The sequence below is a fragment of the Variovorax sp. GW821-FHT10B04 genome (assembly GCF_059415645.1).
In genome coordinates, this window is sequence record NZ_JBWKNQ010000018.1 from 59,302 (window position 1) to 84,970 (window position 25,669).

The window sequence follows — 25,669 nt, forward strand, 5'->3', positions numbered from 1 at the left end:
CCCCATGGAAAACGCCATCAACCTGCCCGACGTGCTGGCCGAGGTCACCGCCGTCTTCGCGCGCTACGAAGACGCGCTGGTCACCAACAAGGTCGACGTGCTCGACGAGCTGTTCTGGGACAGCCCGCACACGCTGCGCTACGGCGCGGGCGAGAACCTCTACGGCTACGGCGAGATCCAGGCCTTCCGCGCGAGCCGCCCCGCGCAAGGGCTGGCGCGCACGCTGATCCGCACCGTCATCACCACCTATGGCCGCGACTTCGCGACCGCGAACTGCGAGTTCCGGCGCGAAGGCAGCGCCAAAACAGGGCGCCAGAGCCAGACCTGGATGCGCACCGCACAGGGCTGGCGCGTGGTGGCCGCCCACGTGAGCCTGCTGGGCTGATTCGCGCAGGCACGCTTCGTGCGTACAAACTTGTATCCAAGACGGTGTGCGCACCAGATCAGGCGCGTGGCCCGGCTGAAGGTTTGTCTTTCCTCAACTGTTGTCCTCTTCATTCTTCGGAGCGTCCCATGAGCCAGATCAATCGCCGTGATTCCCTCAAGTCCATCGCTGCCCTGGGTGCCGCCGGCACGCTGGGCGGCTGGAGCGCCCTGGCGCAGGCGCAGAAGCCGTTGACCATCGGCGTGATCTATGTCGGCCCGCGCGACGACTACGGCTACAACCAGGCGCATGCCCAGGCCGCGGCCGAAGTGAAGAAGATGCCCGGCCTGAAGGTGGTCGAGGAAGAGAACGTGCCCGAGACCGCGGCCGTGCAGAAGACCATGACCGGCATGATCCAGCAGGACGGCGCCAAGCTGCTGTTCCCGACCTCCTTCGGCTACTTCGACCCGCACCTGCTGGCGATGGCCGCCAAGTACCCGGACGTGCGCTTCTCGCATTGCGGCGGCATGTGGACCGAAGGCAAGCACCCGAAGAACGCGGGCAGCTTCTTCGGCTACATCGACGAGTGCCAGTACCTGAACGGCGTGATCGCCGGCCACATGACGAAGAGCAACAAGATCGCCTTCGTCGCGGCCAAGCCGATCCCGCAGGTGCTGCGCAACATCAACGCCTTCACGCTCGGTGCGCGCTCGGTCAAGCCCGGCATCACCTGCAGCGTGATCTTCACCGGCGACTGGTCGATGGCCGTGAAGGAGGCCGAGGCCACCAACAGCCTGGCCGACCAGGGCTGCGACGTCTTCACGATGCACGTGGACGGCCCGAAGGTGATCGTCGAGACCGCGGCCAAGCGCGGCAAGATGGTCTGCGGCTACCACGCGAGCCAGGCCAAGCTGGCGCCGCAGGCCTACCTGACGGGCGCCGAATGGAACTGGCTCACCGCCTACAAGACCATCATCGAAGCGGCACAGACCGGCAAGCCGCACCCCAACTTCCTGCGCGGCGGCCTGAAGGAAGGCTACGTGAAGATGTCGGCCTACGGCCCGGCCGTGACCGATGCCGCCAAGAAGCAGGCCGACGACATCAAGGCCAAGATGATCGCGGGCAGCTTCGACATCTTCAAGGACGGCATCAAGGACAACAAGGGTGCGGTCGTGGTGCCGGCCGGCAAGACGCTCAAGCAGACCGACCTCGAGCTCGAGAAGATGAACTACCTGGTCGAAGGCGTCAACGGCAGCATCTGATCGAACCGCCATGCGCGCCGCGATGAAGGAAATCGCCCTGCCGGCGTTCGCCATTGCGGCGGCGCTGCTGTTGTTCGGGCTGATGGTCTGGTTCGCCGGGGTCGACCCGGTGGACGTGTGGGTGACGCTCTTCATGGGCGCCTTCGGCGACTGGTTCTCCTGGCAGAACACGCTGCAACGCGCGGCACCGTTGATGCTCACCGCACTGTGCGTGGCCATTCCGGCGCGCGCCGGGCTGGTCATCATCGGCGGCGAGGGCTCGGTGGTGCTGGGCGGGCTGGCCTGCGCCGCACTGCCTTACGCCGTCACGCTGCCGAACAACGTGCTGGGCACGGTGCTGGTGTGCATCGCGGGCGCCGTGGTGGGCGGGCTCTGGATCATGCTGGCCGGCTGGCTGCGCCAGTACCGCGGCATCAACGAGACCATCAGCAGCCTGCTGCTGGCGTACATCGCGATCGGCATCTTCAAGCACCTGGTCGAAGGCCCGCTGCGCGACCCGGCCAGCCTGAACAAGCCGTCGACGCACCCGCTGCCCGATGGAATGCTGATCGGCGGCATGGCCGGCTCCGACGTGCACTGGGGCCTGGCGATCGGCGTCGTGGCCTGTCTCGGCCTCGGCCTGTGGCTGCGCGCCACCGCATCGGGCTTCTCGATCCGCGTGGTCGGCGGCAATCCGCGCACCGCGCAGCTGGTCGGCCTGCCGGCCACGCGGCTGATCATGGCGGCCTGCGGTGTCGGCGGGGCTTGCGCCGGCGTGGCGGGCGCGGTCGAGGTGGCGGCGGTGCACACCAACGCCAACGCATCGATCATCGCGGGCTACGGCTACGCGGGCATCCTGGTGTCCTTCATCGCGCGGCACAACCCGATCGCGATCATCCCGGTGGCGATCCTGTTCGGCGGCTTCGGCGCGGCGGGCAGCCTGCTGCAGCGGCGGCTGGGCCTGCCCGATGCATCGGTGCTGGTGCTGCAGGGCATGGCCTTCGTGCTGATCCTGGCGAGCGAAGGGTTGCGCATGATCGACTGGAAGACGCTGATGAAGAACCGCATGCCGCGCGCGGTGCAGCCGAGCATGACGAAGGAGACCACGGTATGACCGCGGACCAATGGGTGGCGCTCGTCGCCGGCATCGTCGGCGGCGCATTGCGCGTCGGCGCGCCCTTCCTGTTCGTCAGCCTGGGCGAATGCCTCACCGAGAAATCGGGCCGCATCAACCTCGGTCTCGAAGGCGTGCTGGTGCTGTCGGCCATGGCGGCTTTCGGCGGTGCCTACCTTACCGACTCGGCCTGGCTCGGCGTGCTGATCGGCGCCTTCGCCGGTGCGGCGCTCGCGCTGCTGCACGGCCTGCTGTGCTCGCTCGACCGCGTCAACGACGTCGCGACCGGCATCGCGCTGATGCTGTTCGGCACCGGGCTCGCGTTCTATCTCGGCAAGCCGCTGATCCAGCCGCAGGCGCCGCAGATCCCGGCGATCCCGCTGGGCAACTGGAGCGACAGTTCGGTGGTGCGTTCGGCGCTGCAGGTCAACGCGCTGGTGCCGATCGGCATCGTGCTGGCCGTGCTGCTGTGGTGGGCCTTCGCACGCACGCGGGCCGGACTGCTGGTGCGCATGGCGGGCGACTCGGCCAATGCGACGCGTGCGCTCGGCTATTCGGTGTCGGGCCTGCGCATCGCGGCGACCACGGCGGGCGGCTTCATCGCCGGGCTCGGCGGCGCATCGCTCACGCTGTTCTATCCGGGCAGCTGGAACGAGGGCATCTCCAGCGGCCAGGGCCTGATCGCCGTGGCGCTGGTGATCTTCGCGCGCTGGAGCCCGCTGCGCTGCGTGGGCGCGGCCTTCCTGTTCGGCGGCGCGGGCGCGATCGGCCCGGCGCTGCAGTCGATCGGCGTCGGCTGGGGCTACCACCTGTTCAACACGGTGCCCTATGTGCTGACGCTGGTCATCCTGATCATCACCTGCAAGCCCGGCAGCGTGGCGATAGGCAGTCCGGGCGAGCTGTCGTCGACGCGATGAGGCGCGCAGCATGAGCGGCTTCGGCGGTCTCAACAAGTCGGCGCACGGCGTCGTCGTCGGGCTGGTGCAGTGCCAGCTGCCGGTGGTGCGCACGCCGGCCGAACTCGCGGCGCAAACGCAGCGCATCGTCGAACTGGTCGGCAAGGCGCGGCGCAACCAGGGCACGATGGACCTGGTCGTGTTCCCGGAGTATTCGCTGCACGGCCTGTCGATGGACACCTCGCCCGACATCATGTGCACGCTCGACGGCCCCGAGGTGGCGGCGTTCCGGCAGGCCTGCATCGACCACACCATCTGGGGCTGCTTCTCGATCATGGAAGCGAACCCCGGCGGCCATCCGTACAACAGCGGGCTCGTGATCGATGACACGGGCGCGATCCGCCTCTACTACCGCAAGATGCATCCGTGGGTGCCGGTCGAGCCGTGGGAGCCGGGCAACCTCGGCGTGCCGGTGTGCGACGGGCCGAACGGCAGCAGGCTCGCGCTGATCATCTGCCACGACGGCATGCTGCCCGAGATGGCACGCGAGGCCGCGTACAAGGGCGCCGAGATCATCCTGCGCACGGCCGGCTATACCGCGCCGATCCGCCATGCCTGGAAGATCACCAACCAAGCCAACGCCTTCTGCAACCTGGCCTACACCGCGAGCGTCTGCATGTGCGGCAGCGACGGCACCTTCGACTCGATGGGCGAGGGCATGTTCTGCAGCTTCGACGGCACCGTGATGGTCGAAGGCGGCGGCCGCGTCGACGAGATCATCACCTGCGAGCTGCGGCCCGACCTGGTGCGCGAGGCACGCACCGGCTGGGGCGTGGAGAACAACATCTACCAGCTCTACCACCGCGGCTACGTGGCGGTGAAGGGCGGCGCGCAGGACTTCCCGTACACCTACATGCAGGACATGGCGGCCGGCCGCTACAAGCTGCCGTGGAGCGACGACGTGCAGGTGACCGATGGCACGTCGTGCGGCTTCGCGGCGCCGCTGCGGGCCTACAAGGGCGCCGAGTCGCACCCGCTGGTACCCGGCGTGCCCGGCCTGCGTGCAGCCGTGCCCGACATCCCCGAGCAACCCGATTCGTCCCACCGCAAAGAGATCGGCAGGGCGACCGGCAAGGAGGCTTCCGAATGAGCACCGTTTCAGCCCAGCCCTACGCCTGGCCCTACAACGGCGACCTGCGCCCCGAAAACACCGCGCTGATCGTCATCGACATGCAGACCGACTTCTGCGGCAAGGGCGGCTATGTCGACGTGATGGGCTACGACCTGTCGCTGGTGCAGGCGCCGATCGAGCCGATCCAGCGCACGATGGCACGGCTTCGCACGCTGGGCTTTCACATCATCCACACGCGCGAAGGACATCGGCCCGACCTGGCCGACCTGCCGCCGAACAAGCGCTGGCGCTCGCGCCAGATCGGCGCGAACGGCGTGGGCATCGGCGACGACGGCCCGTGCGGCCGCATCCTGGTGCGTGGCGAGCCGGGCTGGGAGATCATTCCGGCGCTCGCGCCGCTGCCCGGCGAAGTGGTGATCGACAAGCCCGGCAAGGGCTCGTTCTATGCCACCGACCTCGAACTGATCCTGCGCACGCGCGGCATCGAGAACCTGATCCTCGCCGGCATCACGACCGACGTGTGCGTGCACACGACGATGCGCGACGCCAACGACCGCGGCTTCGAATGCCTGCTGCTGAGCGACTGCACGGCCGCCACCGACCACGGCAACCACCTCGCCGCGCTGAAGATGATCACCATGCAGGGTGGCGTGTTCGGTGCGCATGCCACGTCGGGCGCATTGCTCGACGCACTGGCCGGCGCGTGACGATTTCAACGATTCCAGGACGGAGACCCACGCCATGATCGCCCCGCTTGATTTCGTCGCGCCGGCCACCGGCGCACTGGCGCTCGACACCTACCAGCTGACCAAGCGCTTCGGCGCCTTCACCGCGATGGACAGCGTGACGATGCGGGTCGAGCCCGGCACGGTGCACGCGCTGCTCGGCGAGAACGGCGCCGGCAAGAGCACGCTGGTGAAGTGCGTGGCCGGCTTCCAGCGCGCGGAGGAGGGCAGCGTCCTGATCGACGGGCGCGAGCAGGACATCGCCAACCCGATCGTCGCGCGGGCGCTCGGCATCGGCATGGTCTACCAGCACTTCACGCTGGCGCCGGGCATGACGGTGGCGGAGAACCTGTTGCTGGCCGGCGGCAAGACGCCCGCGCTGATCGACTGGAAGGCCAAGCGTGCGGAGCTGAAGGCTTTCCTCGCGACGACGCCCTTCAGCCTCGACCTGGACGTGACGCCGTCCTCGCTGGCGGCGGGCGAGAAGCAGAAGCTCGAACTGCTCAAGCAGCTGTACCTGAAGCCGCGGCTGCTGATCCTCGACGAGCCGACCTCGGTGCTGACGCCGCAGGAGGCCGACGAGGTGCTGGGCCACGTGCGCGACTTCGCCCGGAGCGGCATGTGCACGGTGCTGATCATCACGCACAAGTTCCGCGAGGTGATGGCGTACGCCGACAGCGTGACGGTGCTGCGCCGCGGCAAGGCGGTGCATCACTGCAAGGTGCCGGACACGACGCCGGCCCTGCTGGCCGCGGCCATGATGGGTGTGGCCGCGCAGGACGGTGCGCCGCCGCCGCCCGAAGCCGAGGTCGCGCCGGCCGCGACCGCGCATGCGTCGGGGCGCACGGTCGCCGCCGATGCGCCGATCGCGCTGAAGGTCGAGGGCCTGATGGCGCAGGGCGACCGCGGCACGCTGGCCGTGCACGACCTGAGCCTGACGGTGCGCGCCGGCGAGATCCTGGGCGTGGCCGGCGTGTCGGGCAACGGCCAGCGCGAACTGGTGGAGGCGCTGGTCGGCCAGCGCGCGCGGCTCGGCGGCAAGGTGACTGTGTGCGGCGAGCCCTATGCGGCGCGGCGTGCCGAGAACCGGCGCCTGAAGGTGCGCAGCCTGCCGGAGGAGCCGTTGCGCAATGCGTGCGTCGGCGACCTGAGCGTGGCCGAGAACATGGCCCTGCGCGACTTCGACCAGCCGCCACTGGCCAAGGCGGCCTTCGGCGGCATCCTGAACTTCCCGGTCTGGCGCAGCCGTGCGCGCGAGTGGATCGCCGAGTACGGCGTGAAGACGCAGGGCGAGGGCGCGCCGATCCGCAGCCTGTCGGGCGGCAACGTGCAGCGCGCGGTGCTGGCGCGCGAGCTGGCGGGCGACATCAACGTGCTGATCGCGGCCAACCCGGTGTTCGGCCTGGACTTCGCGGCGGTCGCGGAAATCCATTCGCGCATCGTGCAGGTGCGCGAGAAGGGCGGGGCGGTGCTGCTGATCAGCGAGGACCTCGACGAGCTGCTGGAACTGGCCGATCGCATCGTGGTGATGAGCGAAGGGCGCATCGTGTTCGAGACCTCGGCTGCTGCGGCCGAGAGGCATGTGCTGGGGGCGCACATGGGCGGTGGGCATGAAGCCGAGCCGCATGGTGGGCATCGGGTGGCTGCGTGATGGTGTTGCCTTGCGTTGAGGCGCTGGCCTGCTCGGCGGTCCTTGGACGTTGGGGAGCGCGCCCGGCATGCGGTGTGGGCCAGGCGACCCGCTGCGCCGGCCCTTCGGGCTCCCTTGCGGTGCTCGCCTTCCGCGGGGTCCCGCCCAAACTCGCTACGACTGCGTCTTCGCTCAGACAAGGGCGAGCCCTGATCCGCGGAAGGCTCCGCTCCTCAGCGGCGCAGAAGGGAATCGCCCGGCCCACACCGCATACCGGGCGCTTGGGGTTGATCGACGAACCCGTGCACCTCGACGCAAGCGGCGCGCAGGCTGCGCGGGTGGGTGCGCTGTGGTTCGCAAAGGCCCGTCGCTGGAAGCGAGCGCAGGTGGTGTTCAGTGATGCACAACGCTCGTGTCGGGCGTCGGTGGGTGGGCTGTCCGTGGGCGGCTGTCCGGCTCCGGCGAGCACCGCAGCGGAAGGCGGATCAGGGCCGCAGCTGTTTGAGTGGAGGCGCCAGCCGGAGCGAGTTCTGCGGACCCCGCCTGGAGTGAGGAGCAGCAGCGAAGTCCGAAGGACCGGAGTCGTCTGCCGCCCACGGACGGCCCACCCGCCGACGCCTCCCCACAACCGCAAATCTGAAAAGCAACAGCAACAGCAACAGCAACAGCAACAGCAACAGCAACAGCAACAGCAACAGCAACAGCAACAGCGGCAAGCAGGCCCCCGATTGCCCACAGCCACCTGAAAGCGACCATGCGCACAGAAGCCACCCCCTTCCCCTACGACTTCGACATCGACAAGACCGCACTCGTCCTGATCGACATGCAGCGCGACTTCATCGAGCCCGGCGGCTTCGGCGAAACGCTGGGCAACGACGTCGCGCTGCTCGAAGCCATCGTGCCCGCCACCAGGACCATGCTCGAAGCCTGGCGGCAGGCCGGCGGGCTGGTGGTGCACACGCGCGAGGCGCACCGGCCGGACCTGTCGGACTGCCCGCCCGCCAAACGCAACCGCGGCAATCCGACGCTGCGCATCGGCGACGAAGGGCCGATGGGCCGGATCCTCGTCATCGGCGAGCCGGGCAATCAGATCATCGAAGCGCTCGCGCCAATCGATGGCGAGATCGTCATCGACAAGCCCGGCAAGGGCGCGTTCTATGCAACCGGCCTGCACGAAACGCTGCAGCAGCGCGGCATCACGCACCTGCTGTTCGGCGGCGTCACCACCGAGGTCTGCGTGCAGACCAGCATGCGCGAAGCCAACGACCGCGGCTACGACTGCCTGCTGCTCGAAGACTGTACGGAAAGTTACTTTCCCGCCTTCAAGGCCGCTGCCGTGGAGATGATCCGCGCACAGGGCGCCATCGTCGGCTGGACCGCGCCGAGCACGGCCGTCCTGGCCGCGCTGAAGGACTAACATCCACCCCGTGTCCGCCGTCGCTCCCACCACCCCCGACTTGCCCGACGTGGCCGTGTTCCGCACGCGCGCCGACGAGGTCTATGCCCAGCTCAAGCGCGACGTGGCCGAGTTCAAGCTCGTCCCCGGCGATCGCTTCACCGAAAACGAGATCAGCGAACGCCTCGGCGTCTCGCGCACGCCGGTGCGGCAGGCGCTGTTCCGGCTGCAGCAGGAAGGCTTCGTCGAAGTGCTGTTCCGCAGCGGCTGGCGCGTGCTGCCTTTCGACTTCGACCAGTTCGAGCAGTTCTACGATTTGCGCATGGTGCTCGAGACCACCGCCGTGCACCGGCTGTGCGAGACCGATCGGCGCATCGACCGCGTGTTGCTCGACGAACTCGCCGCCATCTGGCTGGTGCCGGTGGCGCAACGCAGCAGCGACACCGTGCAGGTCGCGCAGTGGGACGAGGCCTTTCACTGCTCGCTGGTCGCGGCTGCCGGCAATGCCGAGATGGCGCGCGTGCACCGCGACGTGACCGACCGCATCCGCATCATCCGCCGGCTCGACTTCACCAAGCAGCCGCGCATCGACGCCACCTACGACGAGCATGCCAAGATCCTGAAGGCGGTGCGCAGCAACCGTGGCGACCAGGCGGCCATGCTGCTGCGGGCCCACATCGAGACCAGCCAGGCCGAGGTGCGCAAGATCACGCTCCACCAGGTGCACCTGGCGCGCCTGGGCGGCAAGGCGAGCTGAGCATCGGCGCCGAGGCGCCGAAAGCGGACTGAAAGCCCCGGCGATCCGGCATCGCCGTTTACCTACAGCGCCTTGCGGCGCGGCTCGGGAAAATGGAAACTTCGCGGCCGAACGAGGCTCGAACCTTCCCAATCGGCAGAAGCCGAAGCCTTGAGGAGCAGGTATGACAGGCGATGGTGCAACACGGTGGAACCTCGGTGACCTGGATTTTTCGCGCATCGCGCTCGACCGGGCCAGAGCGGACGACAACCTGTTCTACCTCGCGGCCTGTGCCTCCTTCATCGAGAGCGGTTCCGACCTCTACACCCAGAACCTGATCGACTTCTTCGAAGGCGACGCCGAAGTCGCCACCTGGCTGCGCGAGCACTGGGAACCCGAGGAACTGCAGCACGGCCGCGCCTTGCGCGCGTACGTCAACCATGTGTGGCCCGAGTTCGACTGGGAGCCGACCTTCCAGGGCTTTCTCGAGGAGTACGCGGGCTACTGCAAGGTCGAGCTGCTGGCGCCGACCCGCGCGCTGGAGATGGCGGCGCGCTGCGTGGTCGAGACCGGCACCGCCACCTACTACGGTGCCCTGGCGCGCAGCACCGACGAGCCCGTGCTGCGCGATCTCACCGGCCGCATCGCGGCCGACGAGGTCAATCACTACAAGCATTTCTATCGCTTCTTCCGCCGCTACCGCGACGCCGAAGGCGTGGGTCGCGCCCGCGTGCTGGCCACCGTCGGCAAGCGCACGCTCGAACTCAAGAGCGAAGACGCCGACTGCGCGATCCGCCACGTGGCCGCGGCCCGCGCCGCGGACCATCGTCCGGACCCGGCCGACGTGCGGCGCCGCAGCGCGGCCATGAGCGCCACCATCCGCCGCAACCTCAAGCCCGGCGCCACGCTGCGCATGCTGATGCGTCCGCTGGAGCTGCCGCCGCGCATCCAGGCGGTGGTGCAGTACCCGGTCGAGCAGTTCATGCAGCGCGTCTTCCTGCGCTGACGCGTCGAGCGTGGTGGTTCAGCCGAGCGCCGCGAGGCGTTCGCGCAGGAACTCGGCAAACGCATAGGCGATCACCGGCAACTGCCGTCCGCGCAGGCTCGCCAGCACCAGTTCGCCGCGCGGAAAGCCGCGGTCCTCGATCTCGCGCGCGACGATGGCCGGGTCGCCGAGCACCGTGCCGATCGCCATCTGGAACGAGATCGACTGGCGGTCGTCCAGGCAGCCGCGCAGGAACTCGAAGCTGTTGCTCTCGACCATCGGCCGCAGCCGGATCGAGCTGCGCGCCAGGAAGCGCTCCAGCAGCTGGCGACCGCCGGTGTCGCGGTTCGACAGCACCACCGGATGGTCGGCGCAGTCGCGCAGCCGCAGGCCCGGATGCTTCGCCAGTGGATGGTCGACGTGCATCACCGCCATCAGCTTCTGCTCGACCATCTGCATGCGCGCGATGTCGGGTTCGGGCGCGAGGTTGAAGACCACGGCGAGTTCGGTGTCCAGCGCGCGCAGCGCGTCGGCGGCCTGCACGTGGTCGCCGATGCGCGCCTCGAAGGCCACCAGCGGGTGGGTCTTGCGGAACTCCGCAATGGCCGCGGGCAGGAAGCGCGGAGCCAGCGCCTGGCTGGCCACCAGCCGTACCGTGCCGCGGCGCAGGCTCTGCAGCTCCTCGATCTCGGAACGCACGCGGTCGAGCTCGGCGCTGCGGTCGCGGACGTAGCGCACGAACAGCTCGCCCGCGGCGGTCAGCCGCATGCCGCGCGGCAGCCGCTCGAAGATCGGCGTGCCGAGTTCGTCCTCGATGTCCTGGATGCGCCGGTTCACGGCGGAGGGCGCGACGTGCAGCCGCTCGGCCGCCTGGCGGATCGAGCCGACGCGTGCGACCTCGTCGACATAGCGCAGCAGGCGCAGGTGGTTCATGCCGTCTCTCTCGTTGTCGAATCCATCCCTGGTTTCACGCAACGACCATGCCCGCCATCTTGCGTCGGCAGTGCCTCGACCGTTGCCGTTCCGGCAACGGATTGCGCGCGATAAAGCAGCAAAACGAAGCGCCATTTGGCACGGCGGCTGCGTGGCTTCGGACATGAAAGCCACCCCGCCATCCCCACGCACCAAGTCGGCGCCGCGCACCTCCGGCGCCGCCCATGCGACAACGGTCGCCACGCCGGAAGCCGCGACTTTCGGCCCCGCGGCACACAACGCCTGGACGCTGGAGGCCGACCGCGTCAGCCTCGTGCGGCGCGCCAGGGCGCCGGTGCCGCTGCACCTGGACGCGGCGCCGCAGGCCGTCGAGATCGACCTGGCGCGCAGTGCGCTGGTGGTGGTCGACATGCAGAACGACTTCTGCCATCCCGAAGGCTGGTTCGCGCAGAAGGGGCTGGGCACCAGGGCGGCGCGCCGGCCGATCCCGGTCATCCGCGATCTGCTGCCGGCCTGGCGCGGCGCGGGCGGTGCGGTCGTGTGGCTGCATTGGGGCATCCGCGCCGACCGACGCAACCTCTCGCCGACCGTGCACTTCAAGGGCAAGCGCACGGCCGATGGCGTGGGCTATGCGGAGCATTCGCCGATCGACCACGGCCCCTCGCTGGTGCAGGGCAGCTGGGGTGCGCAACGCATCGACGAGCTGGCCGATGCGCCCGGCGACATCACCGTGCACAAGCACCGGCTGTCCGGCTTCTGGGACAACGAACTCGACAGCGTGCTGCGCCAGCAGGGCATCACGACGCTGCTGTTCGCCGGCATCAACACCGACCGCTGCGTGTTCTCCACGCTGCAGGACGCGAACTTCCTGGGCTACGACTGCGTGCTGCTGGAAGACGCCTGCAGCACGCCGTCGCCGGCCTACGTCACCAAGGGCGTGCTGTTCATCGTGCAGCAGCTGCACGGCTTCGTCGCCACGGCGGCGGCACTGATGTCCTCGCTTTCATCCCGGTGATCGCGCCGCATTCCTTCCCTCCATCCATTCATCCACACAGGAGTCCTCTGCCATGTCCCTCGTTCGTCTCCCGATCCGCCGTCGCTTCGGTGCCGTCTTGCTGTCCGCCTGCGGGCTTGCGCTTGCCATGACCGCGGCGCCCGCCTCCGCCCAGACGCCGATCAAGCTGGTGCTCAACTGGAAGTACGAAGGCCCGCAGGCCTGGTTCTTCCTGGCGCAGGACAAGGGCTACTTCAAGGAGGAAGGGCTCGACGTCACCATCGACCAGGGCGAGGGCTCGGCCGCGTCGATCCCCAAGGTCGCGGCCGGCGCCTACCAGGCCGGCTTCGGCGACATGAATGCGCTGATCGACCTGGCGTCGAAGCGCCCGGCCGATGCGCCGGTCGGCGTGTACATGCTCTACAACACGCCGCCGTTTGCGCTGGTGGTGAAGAGCGACAGCCCGATCAAGTCGCCCAAGGACCTCGAAGGCAAGACTGTCGGCGGCCCGGCCAACGACGGCGCGCTGAAGCTGTTCCCGGCCTTCGCCAGGATCGCGAAGGTCGACGCCAGCAAAGTGAGCATCACCAACATGGCGCCGAACCTGCGCGAGCAGATGCTCACGCGCGGCCAGATCGACGCCGCCTTCGGCTATGTGACCACCGTCACCTTCAGCGCCAAGGCGATGGGCCTCGACCCCGCGAAGGACCTGCGCTTCATCCGCTACGGCGACCACGGCATGGACCTGTATTCGAACACCGTGTTCTTCTCGCGCAGCTTCGCGAAGGAGAACCCGAAGGCGGTGGCCGGCTTCGTGCGCGCGCTCAACCGCGCCGTCAAGGAAGTCATCGCCAACCCGGATGCGGGCGTCGACTACGCCATCAAGCGCGAGCCGCTGCTCAAGCGCGAGGTCGAGAAGGAGAAGCTGCTCGCCACGCTCAAGAACGACATGAGCCATCCCGAGATCGCCCGCATCGGGCTGGGCGACGTCGACGACGCGCGCCTCAAAAAGAACATCGCGATCGTGGCCGAGGCCAACGCGCTGCCGCGCGCGCCCGAGGTCTCGGAGGTGTTCGACCGCAGCTTTCTGCCGGCGCGCGCCGAGCGCCCTTCCGCCACCGCCGCGCCCTGAACCCGGCCTCACCGAATCACATCCGAAAGAGACTCGCATGGACTTGCAACTGCGCGACAAGGTCGCACTCATCACCGGACCGGCCAAGGGCATGGGCCGCGCCATCACGCTGGCCTTTGCCCAGGAAGGCGCCAGGCTGGTGCTCGCGGGCCGCGACACCGCCGCCATCGAACCCGTGGCCGCCGAGGCGCGCGCGCTCGGCGTGGCGGCGATCGTCGTGCCCTGCGACCTGACCGCTGCGCCGCACACCGAGGCGCTCGCCGCCGCCGCGCTCGAGGCCTTCGGCCGCATCGATGTCCTGGTCAACGTGGCCGGCGGCTCGGGCCCGATCGGCAAGACCGGCTGGGAGACCACGGCCGAGGAATTCAACGAGATCGTGCAGCTCAACATGAGCGGCTGCTTCAACACGATCCACGCGGTGCTGCCATCGATGATCGAAAGGCGCAGCGGCAAGATCGTGAACGTGGGCGGCACCTTCGGCCTGCGCGGGCGTGCGGGGCGCATGGCGTACTCGGCTTCGAAGTGGGGCCTGCGCGGCATCACCAAGAGCTTCGCGCTCGAAGCCGGCCCGTACAACATCAACGTGAACAACGTCGCGCCCGGCATGGTCGACGGCCCGCGCTTCCGCGAGAAGGTCTGCGCCAACATGGCCGAGAAGCTCGGCATCACGCTGGAAGAGGCGATGACGCGCCACGCCGCCGACTACGCGCTGCGGCGCGTGTCGACCGATGCCGACGTGGCCAACGCCTGCCTGTTCATGGCGAGCGAGGTGTCGCGCCAATTGACTGGCGTCGACTTGCCTGTCGACGGCGGTTGGGCTGCACTGTGAGCGCGCGCACCATGAAAGAAGTCGACCTCGTCGTCCGCGGCGCACGCATCGTGTCGCCGGACCGTATTTACGAAGCCTCGGTCGCGATCGCGGGCGAGCACATCGTGGCCGTCGGCCACGACGACACCATGCCGAGCGCGCGCGAGGAGATGCGCGCCGACGGCCTGTTCCTGCTGCCCGGCGCCATCGACAGCCACGTGCACTTCCGCGACCCCGGCTACCCGAACAAGGAGACCTGGCGCACCGGCTCGGCCGCCGCCGCGATGGGCGGCGTGACTACTGTCTTCGAGATGCCCAACACCAACCCGGCCACCGGCACGGTCGAGGCATTGCGGCTCAAGCAGAAGGCCGCGGAGGCGTCGTACTGCGACTTCGGCATCCACGGCCTGCTGGGCGACGACACGGTCGACCGGCTCGAGGAGTTGCTCGACGCCGGCGTGACCAGCTTCAAGGCCTTCGTCGGCAACACCTTCGGCAACCTGCCGGCACCGACCGATGGCGCATTGCTCGAAGGCTTCGAGAAGCTCGCGCCGCTGGGCATCCGCACGGTGGTGCATGCGGAGAACTCGTCGATCCTGTTCCGGCGCCAGAAGAAGATGCAGGCGGCCGGCCGCATCGATGCGATGGCGCATCTGGCGGCGCGTCCGGCGGTGGCCGAGATCGAGGCCATCGGCCGCGTGCTCACGCTGGCGGAATGGACCGGCGCGCGCGTGCACATCGCGCACCACAGCGCGGCCGATTCGCTCTTCCTGCTGCGCGAAGCCAAGCGGCGCGGCGTCGACGTGACGGCCGAAACCTGCCCGCAATACCTGCTGCTGAACACCGACCACATGCTGAAGCTGGGCGGCGTGATGCGGCTCAACCCGCCGATCCGCGAGGCGCGCCACAACCAGCCGCTGTGGGACGCGCTGATGGACGGCACGCTCGACATGATCGCCACCGACCATGCGCCGCACACGCCGGAAGAGAAGACGCGCGAGAGCATCTGGGACTGCGACTGCGGCTTCCCCGGCGTCGAGACGCAGATGCCGCTGATGCTGACCGAAGTGAACCGCGGGCGCGCCTCGCTGATGGACTACGTGCGCTGGAGTTCGGTCGCGCCGGCCAAGGCCTGGGGCCTCTACGGCACCAAGGGCGTGATCGCGCCCGGCGCGCATGCCGACATCGCCTTCGTCGACATGGAGCGCGCGGGCGTGCTGTCGCAGAACAGGCTGCAAAGTATCAGCAGGATCTCGCCGTGGAACGGCCGTCCGGTGAAAGGCTACCCGCTGCACACGCTGCTGCGCGGGCGCTTCGTGATGCGCGACGGCAGGCTGGTCGGCGAGGCGGTGGGCTGGGGCCGATCGGTGAAGGCCGTGCAGCAGATGCCGACGCCGAAGCCGCGCAACACCGAGCACTACAGCAGCGCGATTCTCGAGACGCCGCCCGGCGTGCCGCGCAGCGCGGTGCCCGTGGGCGAGGTGGACTGGAGCGCCTCGTGACGCATCAGAAGATCGGCGTTCATGTGGTCGCCTGCCGCGGCCCCGGCGACCTCGGCGGCGTGCAGGCACTGGTCGACGCCGGTGCCCTGGACCCGCGGCACATCGTCGCGGTGATGGGCAAGACCGAGGGCAACGGCTGCGTGAACGACCACACGCGCGACTTCGCGGCCACGGCGTGGTGCCACTTCCTGGCGCCGCATCTGGCGTGCACCGTGCAGGACGTCCATGCGCGCGTCGCGCTGGTGATGTCCGGCGGCACCGAAGGCGTGCTGTCGCCGCACTTCACGGTCTTCACCCGCGAAATCATGGAAGGTGCCGAGGCCGCGCCCTCGCACGGCGAGAAGCGTCTGGTCGTCGGCGTCGCCCACACACGCGACTTCGCCCCGGAGGAGGTCGGCCGCATGGCGCAGGTGCGGGCCACGGCCGACGCGGTGCACGACGCCATGCGCGACGCCGGCATCGCGGACGCGGCGGACGTGCATTTCGTGCAGGTGAAGTGCCCGCTGCTGAGCTCGGCCAAGATCGACGACGCGCTGCGGCGCGGCGCGGCGACGGTCACGCGCGACACCTACGAATCGATGGCTTTCTCGCGCGGCGCCTCGGCCTTGGGCATCGGGCTGGCGCTGGGCGAGATCGCGCCGGAGCACCTGAACGATGCGGCCGTGCTGCACGACCTCACGCTGCACTCGGCGCGCGCATCGGCCTCGGCCGGCATCGAGCTCGAAGGCAACGTCGTGATCGTGCTGGGCGAAGTGCGCGGCGGCGCGTCGGCGTTCCGCATCGGCCACACGGTGATGCGCGACGCGGTCGACGCCGCCGGCGTACGCACGCTGCTGCGCACGCATTTCGGGCTCGACCCGGAGCGCGATGCCGACGCCGTCGCATCGCGCCTGGTCAACCTGCTGGCGAAGGCCGAGGCCAGCCCCGATGGCCGCGTGCGCGGCGCGCGCCACACCATGCTGAACGATTCCGACATCAACGCGACGCGGCATGCGCGCGCGGCGGTCGGTGGCGTGCTGGCCTCGATCGTGGGGCGTACCGCGCTGTACGTGTCGGGCGGCGCCGAGCACCAGGGCCCGCCCGGCGGCGGACCGGTGGCGGCGCTGATGCGCGTGGACTGAGCGCAGGCCGCACCGCACCACGCATCGCAACGAAACAACCTCCCGAAAGACACCATGAGCCAGAGCTTCATCCAACTGTCCGACGTGATGCTGCGCTACGGCGGCGGCACCATCGCGCTCGATCACACCACGCTGGGCATCGCCGAGGGCGACTTCGTCGCGCTGGTCGGGCCCAGCGGCTGCGGCAAGTCGACCATCCTGAAACTGGTCGCGGGCCTGCTCAAGCCGACGTCCGGCGCGGTGATCGCCGGCGGGCGCGAGGTCGGCGCGGTCGGCACGAAGCCGGCCGGCGCGCATGCGGCGCAGGCACCTCGGCTGCGCATCGGCCTGGCCTTCCAGAACCCGACGATGCTGCCCTGGCTCACGATCCGCGAGAACGTGATGATCCCGCTGAAGATCGTCGAGCCCTTCCGCCAGCACTACGCGAAGAAGAAGCGCGGCGAATACGCCGGGCGCGCCGACGCGTTGCTGGCGCAGGTCGGGCTGAAGGGCTTCGGCGACAAGCGGCCGTGGCAACTGTCGGGCGGCATGCTGCAGCGCGCGTCGCTGTGCCGCGCGCTGGTGCACGAGCCCGAGCTGCTGCTGCTCGACGAGCCCTTCGGCGCGCTCGACCAGTTCACCCGCGAGGAACTGTGGGACATCATGCAGAAGCTCTGGATGGACCGCCGGCCCACGGTGCTGCTGGTGACGCACGACCTGCGCGAATCCGCGTACCTCGCCAACCGCATCTGCGTGATGAGCTCGCGGCCCGGCCGCATCCTGGAGACGCGCGACGTCGGCTTCGCACGGCCGCGCACGCTGGAGAGCAGCTATGCGCCCGAGTTCGCGACGCTGGTGCAGCAACTGCGCATGCGCATCGCCGACGCGCGCCGCGATGGCGACGCCACGCCGCCGCCGGCCGTTGCGAGCCGCGCCGTCGAAGACATCGAAGAGGTGGTCGCATGAACACGCCGTCTCCTGTATGGCGCCAGCGCCTGCTGTCCGCCGGTGCGCTCGTCGGCTTCTTCGTGCTGTGGGAACTGGTCTGCCTGGCCTTCAACGTGTCCGACCTGATCCTGCCGCGGCCGAGCCAGATCGCGCAGGTGCTGATCGAGAAGATGCCGCTGCTCTGGGCGCATGCGCTGCAGACGCTCTACACCACCTTCGCCGGTTTCGCGCTCGGCGTGCTGGCGGGCATCGTGATCGGTGTCGGCATCGGCTCGTCGAAGCTGGCCTACGACGTGACCTATCCGCTGCTGGTCGGCTTCTCCAGCATTCCGAAGGTCGCGGTGGTGCCGCTGTTCGTCGTGTGGTTCGGCGCGGGCACGGTGCCGGCCATCCTCACGTCGATGGTGATCAGCATCTTCCCGGTGGTGGTCAACGTCGCGACCGGCCTGGCCAGCACCGAGCCCGAACTCGAGGACGTGCTGCGCGTGCTGGGCGCCCGCAAGCGCGACATCCTCTGGAACGTCGGCTTGCCGCGCGCCATGCCGTACCTGTTCGCGTCGCTCAAGATCGCCATCACGCTGTCCTTCGTGGGCACGGTGCTGGCCGAGACGGTCGCCTCGAACAAGGGCATCGGCACCGTGATGATGATCGCCAGCGGCAACTTCGACGTGCCGATGGTGTTCGCCGGCCTGTTCCTGCTGGCGGCGATGGGCGTGGTGCTGTATGCGCTGTCGTCGCTGGTGGAGCGGCGCGTGACCGGTTGGTCGCAGCGCAAGACCGATCTGGCCACGGGCGGTGCGTGAGCAGCGCCAAAGACCCATGCCGAAGCCGCCGGCCGGGTGCAAGATCGCGCTGAAATGACGACGACCCACGACACCTCCATCGACTGCGCCTGGCTGCTGGCCGACCCCGGCGCGACGCCCGCGCAGCGCCACATGCGCATCACCCTTGCCGAGGGACGCGTCGCCGCGCTCACGCCGCTGCGCGACGCGGTGCCCGGCCGCCGTCGGCTGGCCCTGCCCGCGCTGGCCAATGCGCACGACCATGCGCGCACCTTCCGCAGCGCGACGCTGGGCGCCTTCAACCAGCCGCTGGAGAGCTGGCTGGCCTTTCTCGGCGTGGTGCCGGGCATGGACCCGTATCTGTGCGCGGCCACGTCCTTCTCGCGTTCGCTGCGCAACGGCGTGGTCGACCTGATGGTTCATTACACGCGCGCGCAGGGCGGCATGCCCTATGTGGAGGAGGCAGCGGAAGTGGCCCGCGCCGCACGCGACGTCGGCGTGCGCATCGGCTTCGCGGTCGCCATGCGCGACCGCCATGGCATCGGCTACAGCGACGACGCCACGATGCTGGCCGCACTGCGGCCGGGCATCCGCGACGCGGTGGCGCAGCGGCTGGCCGTGAAGCCGGTTGCACCCGCGCAGCAGCTCGCGGTGGTCGACGAAGTCGCGGCGATGGTCGCGTCCGGCGGCCACGGCGCGCATGTCGACGTGCAGTACGGGCCGACGGCCGTGCAGTGGTGCAGCACGCCGCTGCTCGAAGCCATCGCGCGCGCGTCGGCCGACACCGGCCGCCGGGTGCACATGCACCTGCTCGAGACGAAGTACCAGCGCGACTGGGCCGACGCGGCGCATCCCGGCGGCATCGTGCGCTTCCTCGACCGGATCGGCCTGCTGAGCCCGCGGCTCACGCTGGCCCACTGCGCCTGGGCCCGGCCGGACGAGCTCACGTTGCTGGCCGAGCGCGGCGTGACCATCGCGGTCAACACCAGTTCGAACCTCGGCCTGAAGTCGGGCATCGCGCCGCTGGCGGAGATGCTCGCGCAGGGCTGCAAGGTCGCGATGGGCCTGGACGGCATGGCCTTCGACGAAGACGACGATGCGTTGCGCGAGGCACGGCTGGCCTATGCGCTGCACCGCGGCTGGGGCTACGACACGGCGATGACGCCGGCGCAGCTGTGGCGCTTCGCCTCGCGTGGCCGCATCGCGCCTGGCGAGCCGGCCGACATCGTGCTGCTCGACTGGGATGCGCTCGACGACGATGCGCTGTTCGACGACGTCGACCCGCTCGACCTGCTGCTGGCGCGCGGCAACGGCCGCCACATCCACACGGTGCTTGCCGGCGGCCGAACGGTGGTCGACGCGGGCCGGGTGTGCGGCGTGGACGAGCTTGCGCTGCAGGCAGAATTGCGAGGCCGCATGCGCGCGGCACTCGCGGCCGACGCCGGCCATCAAGGCTGGCGCGGCACCGTGCAGGCCCTGGCCGAAGACCTCGCGCCCTTTTACCGTCACGGCCGCTTCGGTGGCTGCTGCGGCTGACCTCCAGATACATCACGCAATCCATGACCCGACTCAAGATCACCGCCGGCGGCTTCGACTTCATCGCCGAAACCCATCCCGACGCGCCGCTCACCGTGGCCGCTTTCCTGAAGCTGCTGCCCTACCGGCAGAAGCTCATCCACGTGCGCTGGAGCGGCGAAGGCTGCTGGGTGCCGCTGGGCGAGTTCAAGCTCGAGGCCGACGGCGCACCGGTCGGCTTCGAGAACCACACCAGCCATCCGTCGGTCGGCGACATCCTGTTCTATCCCGGCGGCTACAGCGAGACCGAGATCATCCTGGCCTATGGCGCCTGCAGCTTCGCCAGCAAGATGGGCCAGCTCGCCGGCAACCACTTCCTCACGATCGTGGAAGGCAAGGAAAACCTGCGCAAGCTCGGCACCAAGGTGCTGTGGGAAGGGGCGCAGGACGTGGTGTTCGAGCTGGCCTGATTCGGCTGAAGGCCGCGGCGCCTGCAACCGCTACCGCAACTGCAGTTGCCCGTCGTGTGCCGCATCCAGGACTCATCGGTCGTCGAACGGCGCGAATATTTCCGCAACCCAATCGACGAACAGCCGGGTCTTGGTGCTCAGGTGCCGATTGCTCGGATAGAGGATGTGGAAGGGTTGCCGCGGACGGGTCCAGCCGCCCAGCACGCGGCGCAGTTGCCCGCTTTCGAGATAGGGCGCGGCCATGAACTTGAACGCCTGGCCGACGCCGACGCCAGCAAGCAGCGCGTTCAGGTGGGCGGTGCTTTCGTTGACGGCGACCTCCACCTGGCCATGCACCTGTATCTGTTCGCCTTCCTTGTGGAATTCGAGTGGGAAGGCCCGCCCGGTCAGAGACGAGAAGTAGCCGGCGATGGCATGGCCCGGGACGCGGTTCTTGTCCGCCGGTTCCCTGGCGGGGGGCATCAGTTCGGACGGATGTTTCGGCACGCCCCGCGCGCCCAGGTACACCGGACTCGCGCACGTGACCCAATCCATGTCGGCGATGCGCCGCGCGACGAGCGACATGTCGGGCAGGGGGCCGCCGCGAATCGCGCAGTCGACGCCTTCGCCGACCAGGTCGACCGGGCGATCGCCAACGCCGAGGTCGACGTGCAGGTCCGGGTAGCGGGCCCGGAGGCCCGGCAAGGCAGGGATGAGGATCATGTTTGCCAGCACCGAACCGACGTCGACGCGGATGCGCCCCTGCGGCCGGGCGCGCGCCTGTGACGTGCTCTCGTCCATGTCGTCGAGCTCGCCGATGAGGCTTTTCGCACGCTCGAAATAAGCGGAGCCCTCGGGCGTCACGCTGACGCGCCGTGTCGTGCGATGCAGCAGCTTCGTCCCCAGGTGCTGCTCCAGGTCCTGCACGAGCTTGGTCACCGTGGGGCGGGGGATGTTCATCGAATCGGCAGCGCGCGAGAACCCACCGGATTCGGCGATGCGCACGAAGACGCGCAGGGCAAGCAGTTGATCCATGGCGGGTAACGGCGACTTTCAATGCCTTGATTATTCATATTGATGAAATATCAAGTCAAAGATATCGACTTTATTCAGGGAGATGAACATTTTAAGCTTCGCTCACCCTCTCAACCACAGGAGCAAAGCCATGAACAACAAACTCTCGGGCAAGGTCGCCGTCATCACGGGCGGTACCACCGGCATCGGTCTCGCAGCCGCCAAGGCCTTCGCGTCGGAAGGCGCATTCGTCTACATCACAGGCCGGCGCCAAGCCGAACTGGACGCGGCCGTGAGCGCCATCGGACACAACGCGACGGGCTTTCAGGCCGACTCGACCAAGCTCGCCGACCTGGATCGGCTCTACGACGCAGTGCAGGCACGCCATGGCCGCATCGACGTGTTGTACGCCAACGCGGGCGGCGGCGACATGCTGCCGCTCGGTGCCATCACCGAGGCGCACTACGACCAAACCTTCGACCGCAACGTGAAGGCCGTGGTGTTCACGGTGCAGAAGGCGCTGCCGCTGCTCGGGAAGGCTGCGAACGGCGCGTCCGTCATCCTGGCCGGTTCGACGGCGGGCGTGAAAGGCACCGCGAACTTCAGTGTCTACAGCGCAACCAAGGCAGCGGTTCGCAGCCTCGTGCGCAGCTGGGTCCTGGACCTGAAGGGTCGCGCGATCCGCATCAACACGCTGTCGCCGGGGCCGATCCACACCCCGGGCCTGGTCGAACTCGCAGGCCCCGATGCCGCCCAGCAACAAGGCCTGCTCGACTACCTGACCGCGCAGGTGCCAATCGGGCGCATCGGGCAGCCCGAGGATGTCGCCAAGGCCGCGATCTTCCTCGCGTCGGACGATTCGGCGTTCATCACCGGCATCGAACTGTTCGTCGACGGCGGCATCGCCCAGATCTGAGCTGCCCGTCGAGCCCCTCGGACCTGAAAGGAATCCATCATGAAAAACGCTCTCGAATTGCTTCAGTCCTATCAGGACAACGTCCGCACGCCAGCCGCCGCTGCGGCGCTTTTTGCCGAAGATGGCGTCCTTGAACTGCCTACGGTCAAAGCGCATGCCCGCGGCCCCGCGGCCGTAGAGGCGCTGCTGGTCAATCTGCTGGCGAAGATTCCGGATTTCCGGTTCAAGGATTTCAAGGTCTGGATCGACACGCCCGACAAGGTGTTCGGCGAATACTCCGTCGAGGCGCTGGTGGTCGACACCGGGAAGATCTACCGGCAGACCTACGCCGGTGTGCTGATCGCCGAAGGCGGCAAGATCAAGCTGCTCCGCGAAGCGCTGGACACGGCGGCAGCGGCGCAGGCGTTCAGCAAGGACTGAAGGGCAGCGAATCCGGTGGCGCTACGGCTACAACGTGAAGTCGTAGTCCACCGTGATCGGCGCATGGTCGCTGAACTTCACGGTCTTGTAGATCGACTCCTCGCGCGCGAGCGCGCCCAGTGCCGGCGTGGCCAGGTGGTAGTGAGTGCGACAAAAAACCCGCGCATGAATCGGGTTGCTGGTCGTTGGGCAAGACGACTGTCGTCGGCCGAGGCTGCGTGGAAACACCATCGGTGCGCCAGTATGCCGAACACTTGCATTGCGAGTGCCCGTCGTGAGGCTCAAAGGCCCGTCCAACGACGATCTACTGAAAGTACCGTCACAGCACGTCGATGACGTCATGCGGCTTGCGCAACTGCAAAGCAGCATGGAAAGGGCTTAGGCCCCCACCAGCCGCCAGTCGCATCGCCTTGCCTTGCCTTGCCTTGAACTTGCTCCCTTCGACGGCAACGATCGCTTGCGAGAAGAGATCGAGTTCACCGCGCAGGACCATGAAGTGCCGGCAAACGCTGCGGATGCCCGTGCCGTTGTGGTGGGTAAGCGCTGACGTTCGACGCGACCGTTGCTCTCTACTCGGGCTTGCCTTGTGCATGGCGCACCAGCTTCCGAAGAACCGTCGTCAACATCTCGCGTTCCTTCTCGGTGAGGACCGAGCAGACATCGTCATCGACCCGGCGTAAAGCCGTCCGGCCCGGTTCGAGCCGTCGGCTGGCCTGTGGCGTCAGCGAGATCAGGCTGATGCGTCCGTCGGTCGCCGACGGCGTGCGCTGCACCAGCCCGTCGCGTTCCATGCGGGCCAGCAGCTGCGCCATGCTGGGTTGTGCCACCGCGGCGAGATCGGCGAGTTCTTTCTGGGTCAGTTTTACCCCATCCTTCAGGGAAGCGAGCACGGGCAGTTGCGACGCGGTCAGCCCCACGGCCGCCAGCTCGTCGTCGGCACGCTTCGACAGCACGCGCGCAAGGCGATTGATGATCAAGCTTGGCATGTCGTGCGGGCGCCATTCGGCAACTGGCTTCACAATTTTCCTTTGACATGTATAGGCTCCTATGTACCATCATAGGGTCCTATCAATGTAGCAGAGGAAATCGTCGTGTCGCAACATCCTTCTATCGCGATCATCGGAGCCGGCCCGGGCGGACTGACTGCGGCCAACGTCTTGAGCCGGCACGGCTGGCGCTTCGACGTGTTCGAGGCCGACTCGTCGGAGGCAGCGCGCGACCAGGGCGGCAGCCTCGATCTGCATCCGGAAGACGGACAGCTCGCAATGGAACGCGCCGGACTGCTCGAAGCCTTCCTCGCCGTCGCGCGTCACGAAGACCAGGAGCAACGCGTACGCGACTTCGTGACCGGTGCACTGCTGCGCGAGGAGATTCCGGAGCCGGGCACGGGCACACGCCCCGAGATCGACCGCAAGGTTCTGCGCGAACTGATGCTGGCGCCGCTGGCCCCGCAAACGATCCACTGGGGCGTGCGCATCGACCAGGTGCTCGCCTTGCCGGATGGTCGCCATGAACTGAAGAGCGCGGTCGGCACCTTGGGTCCGTTCGACCTGGTGATCGGCGCCGATGGCGCCTGGTCGAAGAGCCGTGCACTGCTTACCGACGCACTCCCGGTCTACAGGGGCGCCACCTTCGTCGAGTTGTGGTTGAACGATGTCGATCGGCGGCACTCGGCCATTTCGAGCCTGGTCGGGCGCGGGACATTGTTCTCGCTGCACGGCGGCGTGGGCCTGATCGCCCAGCGCAACGGGAACGCGAGCATCCGCGTCTATGCTGCGTTCCGGACACGCCCGGAAGAGTCCGATCGACCCGACAAGGCGCTGGCAAGCATCGACAAGGCGCAACTGTTGAGCCGCTTCAGCGGCTGTACGCCATTGCTGACAACACTGATCTCCGACAGCGACCGGATCGCCGCGGTGCGCCCCATCTCATCGATGCCCCTGCCGCTGGGCTGGCCGCATCGCGCCGGCCTGACGCTCGTCGGCGATGCGGCGCACGTGATGCCGCCGCTCGGCGTAGGCGTGAACCTGGCGATGCTGGACGCGTCGGACCTCGCAATGGCACTCGTCGGCAACGACGACTGGCGCGCGGCCCAACGCCAGTACGAGTCGCTGATGATCGAGCGTTCCACGCCGATGGTCGAAGCCATCACGTCGTCCTTCGATGATTGGTTTGGTGACGATGCCGCGCAGACCATCCTCGATGACATGGACTCGCACCCATGAGCGCCGACCCGGCCGGCACCGACGGCGCGAAGGCCGCGGCCACGCTGTTCTCGCGCTAACAGCTGTTCGTCGTCGCGACGTTGGCGTTCCTGCAGTTCGCGGTGATCCTGGACTTCATGTGGATGGCGCCGCTCGGCGCCGTGATCATGCCGGCACTCAAGATCGGGCCGAAGGAGTTTGGCCTGGTGGTCGCGTGGCGCATGCAGCCGGTCGCCGATCACCTGGGACAGGCGCAGGAGCGCAGCCCGTTCGGGCGTCTGCCGCACAAGCTCGCCGTGCCGCCGCACTTGGCCAATGACGACCTGCGGCTTCATGCTGATGCCGTTCAGCACATCGTTCGCGGCAACAACCTCGGCGTCGCGCTGACAGACCTGCCGACCGTCTACCTGATGACGGGCCTGTGCACGATCTTCGTCGGCCTGCTTGTCGGGCGCGCTGCCGACTGATCCGGCAGCTTCCGCGTCTTCACTGCGGCACCGCGCTATCGATCGTGATGGTGCCGCTATACCCACATCTCGGGTCGATCTCGCTCGTTGCCTTGGTCGTCATCAACGCGGTGATTTTCGTGGGAATCTCTTCGCGCATGATTCCGCTCCAGGTGGTTTCGTCGGACGCCATCGCAGCACGAGCATCCGTTTCAAGGTCCTTCGATGCGGTTGCGACAGCAAAAGATCGACTCAAGCCATCTGCTGGTCCGTGGTTGGACGCCCGC

28 protein-coding genes and 1 pseudogene are annotated in these 25,669 nt (G+C 68.2%); 23 read left to right on the forward strand and 6 right to left on the reverse strand.

Going from position 1 to position 25,669, the window contains the following annotated elements; translation table 11 throughout:
- Positions 1-4 precede the first annotated feature (4 nt).
- The 10 genes from hpxZ to AC07PZ_RS30135 all read left to right on the forward strand — a co-directional run bounded on the left by hpxZ (position 5) and on the right by AC07PZ_RS30135 (position 10,240).
- Positions 5-385: an oxalurate catabolism protein HpxZ gene (gene hpxZ / locus AC07PZ_RS30090; RefSeq protein ID WP_495298854.1), complete on the forward strand. Its 381-nt coding sequence runs from the start codon at positions 5-7 to the stop codon at positions 383-385.
- 128 nt (positions 386-513) lie between these two features.
- On the forward strand, positions 514-1,626 hold the full coding sequence (locus AC07PZ_RS30095) for a BMP family ABC transporter substrate-binding protein (protein ID WP_495298855.1): 1,113 nt from the start codon (positions 514-516) through the stop codon (positions 1,624-1,626).
- Between the two features lie 10 nt (positions 1,627-1,636).
- On the forward strand, positions 1,637-2,719 hold the full coding sequence (locus AC07PZ_RS30100; protein ID WP_495298856.1) for an ABC transporter permease: 1,083 nt from the start codon (positions 1,637-1,639) through the stop codon (positions 2,717-2,719).
- The gene (locus AC07PZ_RS30105) at positions 2,716-3,636 is read left to right on the forward strand and encodes an ABC transporter permease (protein ID WP_495298857.1); all 921 of its coding nucleotides are present in this window, start codon (positions 2,716-2,718) and stop codon (positions 3,634-3,636) included. Before AC07PZ_RS30100 ends, AC07PZ_RS30105 begins: the two co-directional genes overlap by 4 nt.
- A 10-nt stretch (positions 3,637-3,646) precedes the next feature.
- Positions 3,647-4,765 (forward strand): formamidase, encoded by a 1,119-nt coding sequence (locus AC07PZ_RS30110; protein ID WP_495298858.1) that lies wholly within the window; start codon positions 3,647-3,649, stop codon positions 4,763-4,765.
- Positions 4,762-5,454, forward strand: coding sequence for a biuret amidohydrolase (biuH, locus tag AC07PZ_RS30115; protein ID WP_495298859.1), 693 nt, complete (start codon positions 4,762-4,764; stop codon positions 5,452-5,454). Before AC07PZ_RS30110 ends, biuH begins: the two co-directional genes overlap by 4 nt.
- A 34-nt stretch (positions 5,455-5,488) precedes the next feature.
- On the forward strand, positions 5,489-7,123 hold the full coding sequence (locus tag AC07PZ_RS30120) for an ABC transporter ATP-binding protein (RefSeq protein ID WP_495298860.1): 1,635 nt from the start codon (positions 5,489-5,491) through the stop codon (positions 7,121-7,123).
- Between the two features lie 733 nt (positions 7,124-7,856).
- Positions 7,857-8,519, forward strand: a complete 663-nt coding sequence (locus tag AC07PZ_RS30125) for a cysteine hydrolase family protein (RefSeq protein ID WP_495298861.1) — start codon at positions 7,857-7,859, stop codon at positions 8,517-8,519.
- A 10-nt stretch (positions 8,520-8,529) separates the two neighbouring features.
- Positions 8,530-9,255, forward strand: a complete 726-nt coding sequence (locus AC07PZ_RS30130) for a GntR family transcriptional regulator (protein ID WP_495298862.1) — start codon at positions 8,530-8,532, stop codon at positions 9,253-9,255.
- A 163-nt stretch (positions 9,256-9,418) separates the two neighbouring features.
- A complete protein-coding gene (locus tag AC07PZ_RS30135) occupies positions 9,419-10,240 on the forward strand; it encodes a ferritin-like domain-containing protein (RefSeq protein WP_495298863.1) in 822 nt (273 codons plus the stop codon).
- A gap of 18 nt (positions 10,241-10,258) precedes the next feature.
- On the opposite strand, the gene AC07PZ_RS30140 is transcribed toward AC07PZ_RS30135, so the two are convergent.
- Positions 10,259-11,152, reverse strand: a complete 894-nt coding sequence (locus AC07PZ_RS30140; RefSeq protein ID WP_495298864.1) for a LysR family transcriptional regulator — start codon at positions 11,150-11,152, stop codon at positions 10,259-10,261.
- Positions 11,153-11,315: 163 nt separating this feature from the next.
- On the opposite strand from AC07PZ_RS30140, the gene AC07PZ_RS30145 reads away from it, so the two are divergent.
- From AC07PZ_RS30145 to AC07PZ_RS30185, 9 genes are read left to right on the forward strand one after another with little or no spacing between them, the layout of a single operon-like run.
- A complete protein-coding gene (locus AC07PZ_RS30145) occupies positions 11,316-12,167 on the forward strand; it encodes a cysteine hydrolase family protein (protein WP_495298865.1) in 852 nt (283 codons plus the stop codon).
- A 52-nt stretch (positions 12,168-12,219) separates the two neighbouring features.
- Complete coding sequence (locus AC07PZ_RS30150) at positions 12,220-13,278, forward strand: ABC transporter substrate-binding protein (protein WP_495298866.1); 1,059 nt, start codon at positions 12,220-12,222, stop codon at positions 13,276-13,278.
- A gap of 37 nt (positions 13,279-13,315) precedes the next feature.
- Positions 13,316-14,107: an SDR family NAD(P)-dependent oxidoreductase gene (locus AC07PZ_RS30155; protein WP_495298867.1), complete on the forward strand. Its 792-nt coding sequence runs from the start codon at positions 13,316-13,318 to the stop codon at positions 14,105-14,107.
- A gap of 11 nt (positions 14,108-14,118) precedes the next feature.
- Complete coding sequence (locus AC07PZ_RS30160; protein ID WP_495298868.1) at positions 14,119-15,588, forward strand: dihydroorotase; 1,470 nt, start codon at positions 14,119-14,121, stop codon at positions 15,586-15,588.
- Positions 15,585-16,709, forward strand: a complete 1,125-nt coding sequence (gene atzD, locus AC07PZ_RS30165) for a cyanuric acid amidohydrolase (protein ID WP_495298869.1) — start codon at positions 15,585-15,587, stop codon at positions 16,707-16,709. Before AC07PZ_RS30160 ends, atzD begins: the two co-directional genes overlap by 4 nt.
- Positions 16,710-16,763: 54 nt before the next feature.
- On the forward strand, positions 16,764-17,654 hold the full coding sequence (locus tag AC07PZ_RS30170) for an ABC transporter ATP-binding protein (protein ID WP_495298870.1): 891 nt from the start codon (positions 16,764-16,766) through the stop codon (positions 17,652-17,654).
- Positions 17,651-18,439: an ABC transporter permease gene (locus tag AC07PZ_RS30175; RefSeq protein ID WP_495298871.1), complete on the forward strand. Its 789-nt coding sequence runs from the start codon at positions 17,651-17,653 to the stop codon at positions 18,437-18,439. The genes AC07PZ_RS30170 and AC07PZ_RS30175 overlap by 4 nt, the downstream gene beginning before the upstream one ends.
- A gap of 54 nt (positions 18,440-18,493) precedes the next feature.
- Positions 18,494-19,954, forward strand: coding sequence for an amidohydrolase family protein (locus AC07PZ_RS30180; RefSeq protein ID WP_495298872.1), 1,461 nt, complete (start codon positions 18,494-18,496; stop codon positions 19,952-19,954).
- A gap of 23 nt (positions 19,955-19,977) precedes the next feature.
- The gene (locus tag AC07PZ_RS30185) at positions 19,978-20,403 is read left to right on the forward strand and encodes a DUF3830 family protein (RefSeq protein WP_495298873.1); all 426 of its coding nucleotides are present in this window, start codon (positions 19,978-19,980) and stop codon (positions 20,401-20,403) included.
- A 72-nt stretch (positions 20,404-20,475) separates the two neighbouring features.
- Here the strand turns inward: AC07PZ_RS30185 and AC07PZ_RS30190 are convergent, their stop codons facing one another.
- Positions 20,476-21,417, reverse strand: a complete 942-nt coding sequence (locus AC07PZ_RS30190) for a LysR family transcriptional regulator (RefSeq protein WP_495298874.1) — start codon at positions 21,415-21,417, stop codon at positions 20,476-20,478.
- Positions 21,418-21,547: 130 nt separating this feature from the next.
- Here AC07PZ_RS30190 and AC07PZ_RS30195 point away from each other — a divergent pair, with 130 nt between their 5' ends.
- Positions 21,548-22,312, forward strand: a complete 765-nt coding sequence (locus tag AC07PZ_RS30195) for an SDR family oxidoreductase (protein WP_495298875.1) — start codon at positions 21,548-21,550, stop codon at positions 22,310-22,312.
- A 39-nt stretch (positions 22,313-22,351) separates the two neighbouring features.
- The gene (locus AC07PZ_RS30200; protein ID WP_495298876.1) at positions 22,352-22,732 is read left to right on the forward strand and encodes a nuclear transport factor 2 family protein; all 381 of its coding nucleotides are present in this window, start codon (positions 22,352-22,354) and stop codon (positions 22,730-22,732) included.
- Between the two features lie 27 nt (positions 22,733-22,759).
- Here AC07PZ_RS30200 and AC07PZ_RS30205 read toward each other — a convergent pair.
- From AC07PZ_RS30205 to AC07PZ_RS30215, 3 genes and pseudogenes are all read right to left on the reverse strand, one after another.
- Positions 22,760-22,882: pseudogene (locus AC07PZ_RS30205) on the reverse strand (exodeoxyribonuclease III); the annotation flags it as partial.
- Between the two features lie 169 nt (positions 22,883-23,051).
- A complete protein-coding gene (locus tag AC07PZ_RS30210) occupies positions 23,052-23,324 on the reverse strand; it encodes a hypothetical protein (RefSeq protein ID WP_495298930.1) in 273 nt (90 codons plus the stop codon).
- Entirely contained in the window at positions 23,302-23,751 is a 450-nt protein-coding gene (locus AC07PZ_RS30215; protein WP_495298877.1) for a MarR family winged helix-turn-helix transcriptional regulator, read from the reverse strand. The genes AC07PZ_RS30210 and AC07PZ_RS30215 overlap by 23 nt, the downstream gene beginning before the upstream one ends.
- A gap of 72 nt (positions 23,752-23,823) precedes the next feature.
- On the opposite strand from AC07PZ_RS30215, the gene AC07PZ_RS30220 reads away from it, so the two are divergent.
- Positions 23,824-24,957 (forward strand): FAD-dependent oxidoreductase, encoded by a 1,134-nt coding sequence (locus tag AC07PZ_RS30220; protein WP_495298878.1) that lies wholly within the window; start codon positions 23,824-23,826, stop codon positions 24,955-24,957.
- Between the two features lie 101 nt (positions 24,958-25,058).
- Positions 25,059-25,403: a hypothetical protein gene (locus AC07PZ_RS30225; RefSeq protein WP_495298879.1), complete on the forward strand. Its 345-nt coding sequence runs from the start codon at positions 25,059-25,061 to the stop codon at positions 25,401-25,403.
- 19 nt (positions 25,404-25,422) lie between these two features.
- Here the strand turns inward: AC07PZ_RS30225 and AC07PZ_RS30230 are convergent, their stop codons facing one another.
- The gene (locus AC07PZ_RS30230; protein WP_495298880.1) at positions 25,423-25,638 is read right to left on the reverse strand and encodes a hypothetical protein; all 216 of its coding nucleotides are present in this window, start codon (positions 25,636-25,638) and stop codon (positions 25,423-25,425) included.
- Positions 25,639-25,669 lie beyond the last annotated feature (31 nt).

Bases quoted from the DNA above. Each gene is read 5' to 3' on its own strand.
- hpxZ (WP_495298854.1), top strand. From the start codon at position 5: ATGGAAAACGCCATCAACCTGCCCGACGTGCTGGCCGAGGTCACCGCC.
- AC07PZ_RS30095 (WP_495298855.1), top strand. From the start codon at position 514: ATGAGCCAGATCAATCGCCGTGATTCCCTCAAGTCCATCGCTGCCCTG.
- AC07PZ_RS30100 (WP_495298856.1), top strand. From the start codon at position 1,637: ATGCGCGCCGCGATGAAGGAAATCGCCCTGCCGGCGTTCGCCATTGCG.
- AC07PZ_RS30105 (WP_495298857.1), top strand. From the start codon at position 2,716: ATGACCGCGGACCAATGGGTGGCGCTCGTCGCCGGCATCGTCGGCGGC.
- AC07PZ_RS30110 (WP_495298858.1), top strand. From the start codon at position 3,647: ATGAGCGGCTTCGGCGGTCTCAACAAGTCGGCGCACGGCGTCGTCGTC.
- biuH (WP_495298859.1), top strand. From the start codon at position 4,762: ATGAGCACCGTTTCAGCCCAGCCCTACGCCTGGCCCTACAACGGCGAC.
- AC07PZ_RS30120 (WP_495298860.1), top strand. From the start codon at position 5,489: ATGATCGCCCCGCTTGATTTCGTCGCGCCGGCCACCGGCGCACTGGCG.
- AC07PZ_RS30125 (WP_495298861.1), top strand. From the start codon at position 7,857: ATGCGCACAGAAGCCACCCCCTTCCCCTACGACTTCGACATCGACAAG.
- AC07PZ_RS30135 (WP_495298863.1), top strand. From the start codon at position 9,419: ATGACAGGCGATGGTGCAACACGGTGGAACCTCGGTGACCTGGATTTT.
- AC07PZ_RS30140 (WP_495298864.1), bottom strand. From the start codon at position 11,152: ATGAACCACCTGCGCCTGCTGCGCTATGTCGACGAGGTCGCACGCGTC.
- AC07PZ_RS30145 (WP_495298865.1), top strand. From the start codon at position 11,316: ATGAAAGCCACCCCGCCATCCCCACGCACCAAGTCGGCGCCGCGCACC.
- AC07PZ_RS30150 (WP_495298866.1), top strand. From the start codon at position 12,220: ATGTCCCTCGTTCGTCTCCCGATCCGCCGTCGCTTCGGTGCCGTCTTG.
- AC07PZ_RS30155 (WP_495298867.1), top strand. From the start codon at position 13,316: ATGGACTTGCAACTGCGCGACAAGGTCGCACTCATCACCGGACCGGCC.
- AC07PZ_RS30160 (WP_495298868.1), top strand. From the start codon at position 14,119: ATGAAAGAAGTCGACCTCGTCGTCCGCGGCGCACGCATCGTGTCGCCG.
- AC07PZ_RS30170 (WP_495298870.1), top strand. From the start codon at position 16,764: ATGAGCCAGAGCTTCATCCAACTGTCCGACGTGATGCTGCGCTACGGC.
- AC07PZ_RS30175 (WP_495298871.1), top strand. From the start codon at position 17,651: ATGAACACGCCGTCTCCTGTATGGCGCCAGCGCCTGCTGTCCGCCGGT.
- AC07PZ_RS30180 (WP_495298872.1), top strand. From the start codon at position 18,494: ATGACGACGACCCACGACACCTCCATCGACTGCGCCTGGCTGCTGGCC.
- AC07PZ_RS30185 (WP_495298873.1), top strand. From the start codon at position 19,978: ATGACCCGACTCAAGATCACCGCCGGCGGCTTCGACTTCATCGCCGAA.
- AC07PZ_RS30190 (WP_495298874.1), bottom strand. From the start codon at position 21,417: ATGGATCAACTGCTTGCCCTGCGCGTCTTCGTGCGCATCGCCGAATCC.
- AC07PZ_RS30195 (WP_495298875.1), top strand. From the start codon at position 21,548: ATGAACAACAAACTCTCGGGCAAGGTCGCCGTCATCACGGGCGGTACC.
- AC07PZ_RS30200 (WP_495298876.1), top strand. From the start codon at position 22,352: ATGAAAAACGCTCTCGAATTGCTTCAGTCCTATCAGGACAACGTCCGC.
- AC07PZ_RS30210 (WP_495298930.1), bottom strand. From the start codon at position 23,324: ATGCACAAGGCAAGCCCGAGTAGAGAGCAACGGTCGCGTCGAACGTCA.